The following is a 12,284-nucleotide window of genomic DNA, read 5'->3' on the forward strand; positions in this document are numbered from 1 at the left end:
TAAAAAATAGTGGAAATGATCTACATAGTATTCACTAATCTGCACACAAGAAAATCTGGAATTAAAGCTTATTGTTCTTTTCTATTTCGGCTCTATTTCGGCGTATTAATAATAATGTTCCAAGTAACCCCAAAGACAATCCGTATAATAAATGACCTGCTAACCAGTACCCGTAAGCCACTATATCAGTAATGTCTGGCACTCGATCAGACATCAATGTTAACGGAATAAATAAAAAAGAAGAGGCAATACCAATATATAGACCATACTTCCACGGATGCGGAGAAATTCGAATCCATATACTGTAGATCCAAGCAATAATGATTGCCACCACAAGATGTAAAGCAAATTCAATCGGTTCAGGCAAACGTTCCGGTAAAAAAGGAACAAAATCGATATTCAATAAAAGTGTATAAACCAATGAACCAGTTGCATATTGAACCCATTTCAAAAAGAATCCCAAAATAAACCCGCTAATCAAGCCCAACAGCAATGCATACGTGAACTCGACGATCCATATCCGATTCTGCTTTATCATGAAAACCTCATTTCTTTAGCGCTTAAAATTAATGGCGCGACTGAATGTCATAAAATCAAGTAATAATTTTTGCAACGTACATTATGTTGAACGATCGCTTATCCGTATATTATTACCACTAGCAAAAATAGTTCCTAACACACAATAGTTAATAACAGACAATATTTACTAACAGCTATAACAACAGACTAGCCGGAATAACAGGCGAAATACCCTAAAATAAAACGTGTTTTTCTAAAACTAAATGCGTAACTTCCTTTTCGTTATAGCCAGTTTGGGTATAAATAAGGATGAAGTTAAATAACGTTCTGGCAAACTTCTCAAACAAGTGTTACAATGGTTGAAGGCTAATAAGTCAAATTGAAAGACTCAAGAGGATTTATTTCATTTGCGACTTTGCTAAGATCTGATATTCAGATGAAATAGAATCTCAAGCACCTCGCTTTACCAAGAAGAATGAGGAGGATTAACATGACTGACAAGAAACAAGAGCAAGAACAAAGTATAAGTAAATCAGAGAACTCCAACGTGGACAATCTGGCGATTTCAACAATCCGTACGCTTTCTATCGATGCTATCGAGAAAGCTAATTCCGGACATCCTGGTATGCCGATGGGTTCTGCACCAATGGGCTACCAATTATTTGCTAAAACAATGACACATAACCCGGCTAATCCTACTTGGATCAACCGTGACCGTTTTGTACTTTCTGCTGGACATGGTTCTATGCTATTGTACAGCTTGCTACACCTTTCAGGCTATGGCTTGGAAATGGACGAAATCAAACAGTTCCGTCAATGGGGCAGTAAAACTCCAGGTCACCCTGAGTTTGGTCATACTGTTGGTGTTGATGCTACAACTGGACCTCTAGGTCAAGGTGTAGGTATGGCTGTAGGTATGGCGATTGCTGAAGCTCATTTGGCAGCGACTTACAACAAAGGCAACTTTAATGTTGTTGATCACTTCACATACGCTATCTGTGGTGATGGCGATATGATGGAAGGCGTTTCTAGTGAAGCAGCTTCTATGGCTGGTCATATGAAATTAGGTAAATTGATCATGATGTACGATTCCAATGATATTACATTGGATGGTAAAGCAGGTCTTTCTTTCTCTGAGAATGTAGAAGACCGTTATAAAGCTTATGGATGGCAAGTGATTCGTGTAGAAGACGGTAACGATCTTCCTGCACTTGCAGCTGCTTTGGAAGAAGCAAAAGCTGATCTTTCTCGTCCAACATTGATCGAAGTAAAAACAGTGATCGGTTACGGTAGCCCGAACAAACAGGGTATCGGCGGTCACGGTGGTACTCACGGTTCTCCACTAGGTTCTGCTGAAGCGAAATTGACTAAAGCAGCTTACGAGTGGACATACGAAGAAGATTTCTACGTACCAGACGAAGTTCGTGAATATTTCGCTAAAGTAAAAGAGCGTGGTGTAGAAGCGAACAATGCATGGAACGAGAAATTTGCTGAGTACAAAAAAGCAAACCCTGAATTAGCTGCTCAATTCGAAACAGTTATCGCTGGCGAATTAAGCGAAGGATGGGACAAAGAACTTCCTCATTACACTACAGAAGACAAAGCAGTTTCTACTCGTGTAGCTTCTGGTAATGCTTTGAATGGTCTAATCAATGGTGTTCCTCAATTAGCAGGCGGTTCTGCTGACCTTGAGAGTTCAACAATGACTCACCTAAATGGTCTAGACAGCTTTACTCCTCAAAGTTATGCTGGTCGTAACATCTATTACGGAGTACGTGAATTCGGTATGGCTGCGGCAATGAACGGTATTGCTCTTCATACAGGCGTTAAAATCTTTGGTGGTACATTCTTCGTATTTACAGATTACTTGCGTCCTGCTGTACGTTTGGCTGCTCTTATGGGATTGCCTGTAACGTATGTATTGACTCATGATAGTATTGCTGTTGGTGAAGATGGTCCTACCCACGAACCAATCGAGCAATTGGCTTCTCTACGCATCATTCCAGGTTTGACAGTGATTCGTCCAGCTGATGGTAACGAAACTTCTGCTGCTTGGGCTCATGCTATGGAAAACCAAAAAGGCCCTATCGCGCTTGTATTGACTCGTCAAAACTTGCCGATCTTGCCAGGTACTGTAGAACATTCTCGTCAAAACATCAAAAAAGGTGCTTATGTGGTATCTGATGCTAAAGCGGGACAACCAGTAGCACAATTGATTGCAACAGGTTCTGAAGTACAATTGGCTGTTCGTGCTCAAGAAGCACTAGCATCTGAAGGTATCGAAGTACGTGTTATCAGTATGCCAAGCTGGGAATTGTTCGAACAACAAGACCAAGCTTACAAAGATTCTGTATTGTTGCCTGATGTTAAACCACGTCTTGCAATCGAAATGGCTCAAACTTTCGGTTGGGAACGTTATGTGGGTGACAAAGGTGGAATTATCGGAATTACAACTTTCGGTGCTTCTGCTCCAGGAGATCGCGTAATGGCTGAATATGGCTTTACTGTTGAGAACGTTGTTCAACATGTTAAAGGTCTATTGTCTAAATAATTATAAAGTACTGTTAAAGGTGCAGAAGTTGGCAAAGCGCCATTTCTGCACCTTTTTATAACTATTTCTAGGTCTGTATTTCAAATGATGAGCAGGGGAGCGGTCTGAATTTATGACGCAATTAGAACAGGTTACAGTAATCAAAGAAGCTAATATTTATTATGAAGGCAAAGTAACAAGCCGTGCTGTGATTTTGCCAGATGGTAGCAAAATTACGTTAGGGATTATGTTGCCGGGCTCTTATGAATTTGGAACAGATCAACACGAAACGATGGAAATTCTGTCCGGTGAACTTCGTGTCCTGTTACCAGATACCGAAGAATGGTTAGATATTAAAGGACAGGCAACATTTGAAGTGCCTGCTCATACCAAGTTCAAACTTGAAATTGCTGTGGTTACTGATTATTGTTGCTCTTATGCTTAATAGCAATATAGTTAGTACAAAAAGTAGATCGTAAAAAAAGGCAAGCTCATCAGTATAGATTATACTGAGAACTTACCCTTTTCATGCGTAATCAAGTGATCCATCACCTGTGCGATACATCATGCGAAAGACAATGAAATACCGTTATACTGTACTATGGATATAGGATTACAGCTCTTTGCCGTTGATCGTTTGACCGATCCATTCTTCATAGCATTTAGCGATAACAGAAAGATCGTCATCACCATAGCCTTTGGTTTGACCGATCTGGAACATACTTTTTGCCAGATTTAGCATGGGCGAAGGGACACCGTTGGTATCGTTAAGCACAGAGGCAAGTTTGAGGTCTTTGAGCATTAATGCTAATGAAAATTGGTTGGTGTAATCACCATCGATAATTTTTTGACCTTTGAGTTCAGCTGTGCGACTGCCGGCTGCGCCCATACGTACCAGTTCATAAAATGCCGATGGATCGATCCCGCCTTTGGCTGCTACAGCAAAAGCTTCAGCAAGAGCAACCGTATGAATACCTACGATCGTATTATGAGCAAGTTTGGCAGTTGCACCGCTACCGTTAGCACCCATTGGAATGACTTTGCGACCTAGTGTCTCAAATACATCTTGATGAGCATCAATAACGTGTGGGTCACCGCCAACCATAAATACAAGTGTTCCATCAATAGCAGCAGGCTCACTACCGGTTACAGGAGCATCTAGAAATTGACCACCTTTGTCTGTAATCGAAGTGGCTAATTGTTTGACAAGTGATGGAGAAATGGTACTGCAATCCATAACGGTTAATCCGTTTTGGACAGCATTTAAAATACCATCTTCACCTTCGTACACATCAACAATCGAAGCATCATCACTAATGATCGTGATCACCATATCTTGATCTGTAGCGGCTTCACGCGGAGTATGTACTTGATGGGCTCCTTGTTGAACTAGAGATTCTGCTTTGGATGCTGTACGATTGTATACAGTTAAGGTATAACCTGCTTTGAGCAAATTGGCTGCCATAGGTAGACCCATCGTGCCAAGGCCAATAAATCCGATTTTTTTCATAGCTTGATTTCCTCCATATCGTAAGTGAGTTAGAACATCTATACTTATCCATTTAGTGTAGCATGTTCACTAGCACATTGGGTATGGGACCGTATCATAATTTATTTTGGGAGGGTAACAATATTATGGCTAAAACAGTTAAATTTGATTACAGTAACGCTCTTTCTTTTGTCGCTCAACACGAAGTGGATTATTTTGCAGAGCCGATTCGTTTGGCTCACGAACAATTGCATAACGGCACAGGCGCAGGTTCTGATTTCTTAGGATGGATTGATTTGCCTACAGCTTACGATAAAGAAGAATTTGCTCGCATTCAAAAAGCAGCAGCAAAAATTCAAAGCGATTCCGAAGTATTGATCGTTATCGGTATTGGTGGTTCGTACTTAGGTGCTCGTGCAGCGATCGAAATGTTAACTCATTCGTTCTATAACACACTACCTAAAGACAAACGCAAAACGCCTGAAATTTATTTCGCTGGTAACAACATCAGTTCTACGTATGTAAACCAATTGCTTGAAAATATTGAAGGTAAAGATTTCTCTGTGAATGTTATCTCCAAATCAGGTACAACAACAGAGCCAGCAATTGCTTTCCGTATTTTCCGCGCAGAACTTGAGAAAAAATATGGTAAAGAAGAAGCGAAAAAACGCATCTATGCAACAACTGACCGTGCAAAAGGCGCTTTGAAAACATTGGCTGATGCAGAAGGTTACGAAACATTCGTGATTCCTGATGATGTTGGTGGACGTTACTCTGTATTGACTCCTGTAGGATTGTTGCCTATCGCTACAGCAGGTATCAATATTGAAGAAATGATGCAAGGTGCAGCAGACGCAGCGAAAGAATACAGCAATCCTAATGTTGCTGAAAACGAAAGCTACCAATATGCAGCAGTGCGTAATGCTCTATACCGTAAAGGTAAAGCGATCGAAATTCTAGTTAACTATGAGCCTTCGTTACACTTTGTATCTGAATGGTGGAAACAACTATTCGGCGAAAGTGAAGGTAAAGACTTCAAAGGTATCTTCCCAGCAGCTGTAGATTTCTCAACAGACTTGCACTCTATGGGTCAATTTATCCAAGACGGTAGCCGTAACATTTTCGAAACAGTAGTACAAGTTGAAAATGTAGCTAGTCATATTACGATCGAATCGGATCCAGATGACTTGGATGGCTTGAACTTCTTAACAGGCAAAACACTTGATTTTGTAAACAAAAAAGCATTCCAGGGTACATTGCTTGCTCATACTGATGGTCAAGTACCTAACTTGATTGTAAATATTCAAGATCAAACACCGTATTCTTTCGGATACCTTGTGTATTTCTTTGAAAAAGCTTGCGGAATCAGCGGTTACTTGTCAGGTGTAAATCCATTTGACCAAGAAGGCGTAGAAGCTTACAAAAAGAATATGTTTGCATTGCTAGGTAAACCAGGATTTGAAAAACAAAAAGCAGAACTTGAAGCAAGACTTTCCGAATAAGTGACTTTAAGTTAAAATAGAATAAATCAATACGAGAAAGCAGTTCTTTGACAGTGATGTCAGGGAACTGCTTTCTTGATACTTAAATATAGTGTATTATATCTTTGGAAACACAAGCGCTATTCTGCGTTACATACATCCAGCATCATAGCAGAATAGTACAGTGTCTAATGAATAAAGTGGGGATTAAAATGGATAAGCCTGAACGGTATCGTACAGTAAAGCAAGAAGGTGTCAAAGAAATCGTGATCAAAAAATCTCGTTTTCTAGGGCATGTGATGCCTGTACAAAATGAAGAAGAAGCGATTGCTTTTATAGAACGAATTAAAAAGCAACACTGGAATGCAACTCATAATTGTTCTGCTTACTTGATTGGTTCGCGTGCAGAAATACAACGTCAATCAGATGATGGAGAACCAAGCGGTACAGCAGGCAAGCCGATTTTGGAGGTGATCAAAAATCAGCAACTTCAAGATGTAGCGATTGTAGTCACTCGTTATTTTGGAGGGATTATGTTAGGCGCAGGTGGATTGATTCGTGCGTATACAGACGGCGCTGTAGCGGCGATTGAAGCAGGGGAAGCAATTACTCGTATACTTCATCAAGAAGTTGCAGTAGAATTGGATTACACCTGGCTCGGCAAAGTAGAAAATGAATTGCGAAATCGCGGTATTCGCACAGCCGAGACTGATTTTACCGATAAAGTGATTATGAATTGCTTACCTGTTGCAAGTGAAGCCGAAGCATTCAAAGCATGGATCACTGATATTACGCAGGGACAATCTGTGATCACTGAAGGTGAACAGCGTTACTTTATCGAAGCTGCATTTTGAATCAGACTATGCAAAATGCTTGAAGGAGAATCGTAATCATGGCACGAAGAGCGGTAGAACAAGAATTATCCAGAGAAAGAATTCTCGAAGCTGCCAGACATCTGTTCGTCACCAAAGGATATCGGGCAATTTCAATGCGTAGTATTGGTCAACATTTGGGGTATAGTCATGGTTCGTTGTACTATCATTTTAAAGAAAAAGCAGAATTGTTTTATGCGATTGTGATGGAAGATTTTGATCATCTATGTGTGTTATTTAGAGAAGTCAAAGACAAACCTGAACATGGGGAATGGAGCAAAGTAGAGCTTTTGTTGATCGAATTTATTCGGTTCGGGCTGGATAATGCGCATCAGTATGAAATTATGTTTATGACACGAGATGAAGAGTTGTTAAGTTATTGTCGTGCAGAACAAGCACGATGTTTTGATTTATTTGCTTCTATTATCCGTCAATCTATGAACACATCCAATCATACGGCTGAAGCAATGAATACTGTGCCATTGAGTTTATTTTTATCGATTCATGGTTTTATTTCGTATTATATTCAAGATCGTGTTGGATATGATGAAATTAAGCCAGCTGTTATTGCCCATGTCAAGACATTATGTCGTGTACTGTGAAGGGACAATACAATGATTGCTTATACAAATAAGAATCAGGTCACTGATTCAAAGCAAGCGGGATTATATCTGCATACTTTAAGACTTTCCCTTGTCAAAACGGTAATCCCCTATAGTAAATTCATGTATCGCTATAGACACTACACACATGACGGGGTAACAATGTATCATGCCAAAAGGCGATTTATCCACAATATATATATGGATAGATCGCCTTTTGTAATTAACCTGCTATAATTTTGACCATATATTCACGCTTGCGAGGACCATCGAATTCACAGAAGTAAATGCCTTGCCAGCGTCCAAGTAACATACGACCTTCTTGAATAATAACGGTCTGTGAAGGGCCGGTCGTAATTGATTTTAGATGGGAAGCTGTGTTGCCTTCCATATGACGGTATTTCGGATGTTCCCATGGATAGACTTCATCCAATCGCATAATCACATCATGCTTTACATCAGGATCAGCATTTTCATTGATTGCTATGCCTGCGGTTGTATGTGGACAATAGATCACGACAATACCTTCTTGTACTCCGCTTTGCGTAATCAAAGAAGACACATCACGCGTAATATCTCTCATTGCATCACGTTTACTCGTTGAAATGGGCAATGTATACAGCATCATTATTCCTTCTTTCTCTGCTTTTTTTCAAATTGGATATTCAACGATTATTATTTTACATATATAGACAAAATATTGCGAAAATTGATCTGAAATCAGATCGCAAAATAAGTGACTATCTACTTCTGTATTACCCATTTTGCACGAAATGCTTATCATATCAATACATTTAACACTATTAACCATTTTGACAAAAAGTACTCTTTTAATTGACGGTAGGCATAACAATTTGCTAAAGTATTGCTAAGATTTAAAGCCGAGTATACTAATAGGAAATAAAGGTTAAAGCAAAGGAGTCATATCGTGAATAGTACATTGCTGCGTCATAAAGGATGGACTTGGGGATTTCGCTCTACCGTATTATTGTATTTTCTACTATTGATTGTACTACCGATTGCAGGAGTGTATGTGAACTCATTTTCAGAAGGTTGGGCAGCATTTGTACAGAATATCAGTGATCCTATCGCATGGAAAGCTGTTCTATTAACCTTAAAATTAGCGCTGATTGCTACGCTTATTAATGTGTTGATCGGTACGATGTCTGCATGGGTGTTGGTACGTTATGATTTTGCAGGGAAGTCTTTATTAAATAGTATTGTAGATTTGCCTTTTGCTTTACCGACTGCTGTAGGCGGATTGATGATTCTCGTTTTGTTAGGGCCGAACAGTTGGATGGGCAAATTAGCAGATACACTAGGCTTTCAGTTCGTATTTCATCAGCCGGCGATTATTATTGCGATGGTATTTGTCACCTTTCCATTTGTGATTCGGGCGATACAGCCATTATTGGAAGAAATCGATCATTCGGCTGAAGAAGCGGCTTATACACTAGGAGCTTCCAAACGAGATACTTTTTTTCGAGTGATCTTACCATCGATGACACCGGGTATTGTAAGTGGAGCTATGCTGGCTTTTTCAAGAGCATTGGCTGAATTTGGAGCTGTCGTTCTGGTAGCTGGTAATATTCCAGGACGTACACTTACTGCTTCCGTATATATTTTTGGTGAAGTAGAAAGTGATAATGAAGCAGGAGCCGCTGCTGTATCGGTTATTTTATTAACATTATCGTTTCTTATTCTTTGGCTGATTAATGCAGTACAGACAAGGAGAGCACGCTAATGAGAAAATATTGGATTCCGCTCACATGGATCGTTTTTAGCATATTGATTTTGATTCCTTTGGCTGTACTGGCAACAGGAGCTTTTGATAAAGGAACCAGTGGACTTATTGATGCATTAAGTCGTCCCGAAGCAAGACATGCACTGATGATGACAGGGCTTATCGTTATTGTGGTGACTATTTTAAATGGAATCTTTGGGATTATGATGGGCATTTATCTGGTACGAGGAACATGGCTAAGCCGTAGAGTAAGACAACTGTTCAACAGTATTGTCGATCTACCTTATGCGGTCTCACCAGTAATCGGTGGATTAATGATTGTGTTATTGCTAGGGCCAGATACAGTGATTGGTACATTTTTTGAACAGATTGGATTTAAAGTGGTTTATGCTTTTCCAGGGATGGTTATTGCGACACTATTTGTTACATTTCCATTAATGGTGCGTGAAGTTATGCCTGTACTACAAGAATTAGGAAACGATCAAGAAGAAGCGGCTTCTACATTAGGCGCGTATAGTTGGACAACGTTTTGGAAAGTCACCTGGCCTTCGATTCGCTGGGCTGTGATTTACGGTACGATTTTGACAGTTGCACGCTCTTTGGGTGAATTTGGAGCGGTATTGGTAGTGTCAGGCAATATTATTAACAAAACACAAACAGCAACCACGCTGGTGTATCAAGATATGGAGAATTTCAATGTCACTGCTGCTAATGGAGTTGCTCTGGTGTTGGCTGTATTTTCTGTAGGATTATTATTGTTAATGGAACGCGCCAAGAAGAGAAAGGGAGTGCACTGAGTATGCATCTGGAAGTTCGTAACCTTGATAAGCATTTTGGACAATTTCACGCTGTACAAGACGTTAGCTTCAATGTACAAAAAGGTCATCTGATCGGATTATTAGGCCCAAGTGGTGGAGGAAAAACATCTATTTTGCGTATGTTAGCTGGACTAGAATCACCGGATAGTGGCGATATTATTTTTCATGGGCAAAAAGTCAATCAACTACCTCCACAAGAACGCGAGATCGGCTTTGTTTTTCAAAACTATGCGTTGTTCAAACATATGACCGTATTCGATAATATCGCTTTTGGTCTAACCGTAAAAAAAATGAAAAAGTCTGCGATTAAAGAACGTGTACAGGAATTAGTAGAACTCACAGGATTAGCAGGATTTGAACATCGCTATCCGCATCAGTTATCAGGCGGACAACGACAACGGGTAGCTTTTGCGCGTGCTCTTGCGCCTGAACCGCAATTGTTATTGCTGGATGAGCCATTTGCTGCGATTGATGCTAAGATTCGGCAAGAATTACGTACATGGCTTCGCGAGCTGATTGAACGTGTCGGTATTACATCGATCTTTGTGACTCATGATCAAGATGAAGCAATTGAAGTAGCTGATGAGATTATGATTATTAACGGTGGACGATTAGAGCAAAAAGGAACACCGTGGGATATTTATAAACAACCTTCGACTCCTTTTGTTGCTTCCTTTATTGGAGAATCAACGATTGTAGATGAAGTATCGCTGTTAAAAGGATTCGATCATGAGCAGTCTCATCCGGGTATTCATGCATTGATTCGCCCTGAATATATTGAAGTAGGTCATGCCAGTGAATTTCCATTATTATCTGCTACCGAGAAAGGTACAGTAAAACATCTTCATTTTCGGGGCAGTCAGTGGTTGGTTGAAGTACAGGTGGGTCAGAATTCATTGATCACCTATCGTTCACTGGAAAAAGAAACATTAGAAATCGGACAATCTGTACATGTGATGGTGCACCGGGCATATCTATTTAATGATCAAGAAAGTTGGATCGCTGAAAACCGCCTGAAAAATGATACGTTATCGATGTTTATTTAACAGCAAAAGTAAGCTGAGTATGGTCTGTGAACGCGGGAAAGGAAGGGATTGGGCTTGAAGAACAATCGCTTGAGAATGTCTATGATCCGTAGTCGTTTAGTGCTGGCTTTACTACTTATGATGAGTGTAGTCTTGTCAGCTTGTAGTCATCAAACAGAAACAGACGCTACAGCTTCTGCTAGTGCTGTATCCAATGATGGCAAAGATATTACTTTAGTGATTGGTGCATACAGTGTAGCCAAAGATGCTGTAGGCGAGATTTTACCCAAGTTTCAAGCAGAATGGAAAGCCAAAACAGGGCAAAATGTAAAATTTCAAGAATCGTATGAAGCTTCAGGTACGCAAGCTAGAGCAATTGCAGGTGGATTTGAAGCTGATGTTACTTTGTTATCACTAGAAGGTGATATTGATAAATTAGTAAAAGCCGGACTGGTCAAAGATACATGGAGAGATGAACCGCATAAAGGAATGATTACACGTTCTATCGTTGTATTAGGTACACGTGAAGGCAATCCTCTCGGTATTCATAACTTTAATGATCTCACCAAGCCCGGGGTAAAAGTGTTATACCCTAATCCCAAAACATCCGGTGGTGCGCAGTGGGATATTAATGCGATCTATGGTGCAGGTCTCAAGCAATCTGAACGAGATGAAGGTCAGAAAGATCCTGCGGTGGCAAAAGCTTTTCTACAAGCAGTGCATCAAAATGTCGAGTCATTGGACAAAAGCGGACGTGCTTCTATGGCGGCATTTGAATATGGTGTAGGCGATGTGATTGTAACGTATGAAAATGAATTGCTTGCACGAATGGCGCAAGGAGCTAAATACGAAGTGGTTATACCTGACGATACTATTCTGATCGAAAATCCAGCCGCAGTTGTCGATAAATATGTCGATGAACATGGAACACGTAAAGTAGCTGAAGCATTTCTTGCTTATTTGTGGACACCAGAAGCCCAAGAAATATTTGCAAAGCATGGGTTCCGTCCTGTAAATGAGCAGGTGATGGCAAAACACGTAAGTGAGTATCCTACACCAAAAGGACTGTTTGATATTAACTATTTGGGTGGATGGAGTGAAGTACGCAAAAATCTATATTCTAGTCGTGGAATATGGTATCAGGTGCTAGCTGGGATATAAAATAACATAAATAGATGTTATTGGGCATAAAATTAAAAAACTT

At 40.1% G+C, this 12,284-nt stretch carries 12 protein-coding genes; 9 read left to right on the forward strand and 3 right to left on the reverse strand.

What is annotated here, in order from left to right; genetic code table 11:
• Positions 1-61 precede the first annotated feature (61 nt).
• Entirely contained in the window at positions 62-538 is a 477-nt protein-coding gene (locus PQ456_RS06045; protein ID WP_273615323.1) for a hypothetical protein, read from the reverse strand.
• Between the two features lie 471 nt (positions 539-1,009).
• On the opposite strand from PQ456_RS06045, the gene tkt reads away from it, so the two are divergent.
• Both tkt and ppnP read left to right on the forward strand, forming a co-directional pair.
• On the forward strand, positions 1,010-3,070 hold the full coding sequence (gene tkt, locus PQ456_RS06050; protein WP_273615324.1) for a transketolase: 2,061 nt from the start codon (positions 1,010-1,012) through the stop codon (positions 3,068-3,070).
• 112 nt (positions 3,071-3,182) lie between these two features.
• Positions 3,183-3,494, forward strand: a complete 312-nt coding sequence (gene ppnP, locus PQ456_RS06055) for a pyrimidine/purine nucleoside phosphorylase (protein ID WP_204825190.1) — start codon at positions 3,183-3,185, stop codon at positions 3,492-3,494.
• Between the two features lie 168 nt (positions 3,495-3,662).
• Here ppnP and PQ456_RS06060 read toward each other — a convergent pair whose 3' ends face one another.
• The gene (locus PQ456_RS06060) at positions 3,663-4,559 is read right to left on the reverse strand and encodes an NAD(P)-dependent oxidoreductase (RefSeq protein WP_273615325.1); all 897 of its coding nucleotides are present in this window, start codon (positions 4,557-4,559) and stop codon (positions 3,663-3,665) included.
• Positions 4,560-4,684: 125 nt separating this feature from the next.
• Between PQ456_RS06060 and PQ456_RS06065 the strand changes: the two genes are divergently transcribed.
• The 3 genes from PQ456_RS06065 (at position 4,685) to PQ456_RS06075 (ending at position 7,493) form a co-directional block, all read left to right on the forward strand.
• Positions 4,685-6,040, forward strand: a complete 1,356-nt coding sequence (locus tag PQ456_RS06065; protein ID WP_273615326.1) for a glucose-6-phosphate isomerase — start codon at positions 4,685-4,687, stop codon at positions 6,038-6,040.
• Positions 6,041-6,231: 191 nt separating this feature from the next.
• Positions 6,232-6,873, forward strand: a complete 642-nt coding sequence (locus PQ456_RS06070) for a YigZ family protein (RefSeq protein WP_273615327.1) — start codon at positions 6,232-6,234, stop codon at positions 6,871-6,873.
• Positions 6,874-6,911: 38 nt separating this feature from the next.
• Entirely contained in the window at positions 6,912-7,493 is a 582-nt protein-coding gene (locus tag PQ456_RS06075; protein ID WP_273615328.1) for a TetR/AcrR family transcriptional regulator, read from the forward strand.
• 223 nt (positions 7,494-7,716) lie between these two features.
• On the opposite strand, the gene PQ456_RS06080 is transcribed toward PQ456_RS06075, so the two are convergent.
• Entirely contained in the window at positions 7,717-8,118 is a 402-nt protein-coding gene (locus tag PQ456_RS06080) for a secondary thiamine-phosphate synthase enzyme YjbQ (protein WP_273615329.1), read from the reverse strand.
• A 303-nt stretch (positions 8,119-8,421) separates the two neighbouring features.
• Between PQ456_RS06080 and cysT the strand changes: the two genes are divergently transcribed.
• The 4 genes from cysT (at position 8,422) to PQ456_RS06100 (ending at position 12,241) form a co-directional block, all read left to right on the forward strand.
• A complete protein-coding gene (gene cysT, locus PQ456_RS06085; protein WP_273615330.1) occupies positions 8,422-9,237 on the forward strand; it encodes a sulfate ABC transporter permease subunit CysT in 816 nt (271 codons plus the stop codon).
• Positions 9,237-10,034, forward strand: coding sequence for a sulfate ABC transporter permease subunit (locus tag PQ456_RS06090; protein WP_273615331.1), 798 nt, complete (start codon positions 9,237-9,239; stop codon positions 10,032-10,034). Before cysT ends, PQ456_RS06090 begins: the two co-directional genes overlap by 1 nt.
• A gap of 2 nt (positions 10,035-10,036) precedes the next feature.
• The gene (locus PQ456_RS06095) at positions 10,037-11,101 is read left to right on the forward strand and encodes a sulfate/molybdate ABC transporter ATP-binding protein (RefSeq protein WP_273615332.1); all 1,065 of its coding nucleotides are present in this window, start codon (positions 10,037-10,039) and stop codon (positions 11,099-11,101) included.
• A 75-nt stretch (positions 11,102-11,176) separates the two neighbouring features.
• Complete coding sequence (locus PQ456_RS06100; protein WP_273616256.1) at positions 11,177-12,241, forward strand: sulfate ABC transporter substrate-binding protein; 1,065 nt, start codon at positions 11,177-11,179, stop codon at positions 12,239-12,241.
• The last annotated feature ends 43 nt before the right edge of the window (positions 12,242-12,284 follow it).

The sequence above is a fragment of the Paenibacillus kyungheensis genome (assembly GCF_028606985.1).
Lineage (GTDB): Bacteria > Bacillota > Bacilli > Paenibacillales > Paenibacillaceae > Saccharibacillus > Saccharibacillus kyungheensis.

Excerpts from the sequence above, each read along its gene's own strand:
- PQ456_RS06090 (WP_273615331.1), top strand. The coding sequence starts at position 9,237 with ATGAGAAAATATTGGATTCCGCTCACATGGATCGTTTTTAGCATATTG.
- PQ456_RS06080 (WP_273615329.1), bottom strand. The coding sequence starts at position 8,118 with ATGCTGTATACATTGCCCATTTCAACGAGTAAACGTGATGCAATGAGA.
- PQ456_RS06075 (WP_273615328.1), top strand. The coding sequence starts at position 6,912 with ATGGCACGAAGAGCGGTAGAACAAGAATTATCCAGAGAAAGAATTCTC.
- PQ456_RS06100 (WP_273616256.1), top strand. The coding sequence starts at position 11,177 with ATGTCTATGATCCGTAGTCGTTTAGTGCTGGCTTTACTACTTATGATG.
- PQ456_RS06070 (WP_273615327.1), top strand. The coding sequence starts at position 6,232 with ATGGATAAGCCTGAACGGTATCGTACAGTAAAGCAAGAAGGTGTCAAA.
- PQ456_RS06065 (WP_273615326.1), top strand. The coding sequence starts at position 4,685 with ATGGCTAAAACAGTTAAATTTGATTACAGTAACGCTCTTTCTTTTGTC.
- tkt (WP_273615324.1), top strand. The coding sequence starts at position 1,010 with ATGACTGACAAGAAACAAGAGCAAGAACAAAGTATAAGTAAATCAGAG.
- PQ456_RS06095 (WP_273615332.1), top strand. The coding sequence starts at position 10,037 with ATGCATCTGGAAGTTCGTAACCTTGATAAGCATTTTGGACAATTTCAC.
- ppnP (WP_204825190.1), top strand. The coding sequence starts at position 3,183 with ATGACGCAATTAGAACAGGTTACAGTAATCAAAGAAGCTAATATTTAT.
- PQ456_RS06045 (WP_273615323.1), bottom strand. The coding sequence starts at position 538 with ATGATAAAGCAGAATCGGATATGGATCGTCGAGTTCACGTATGCATTG.
- PQ456_RS06060 (WP_273615325.1), bottom strand. The coding sequence starts at position 4,559 with ATGAAAAAAATCGGATTTATTGGCCTTGGCACGATGGGTCTACCTATG.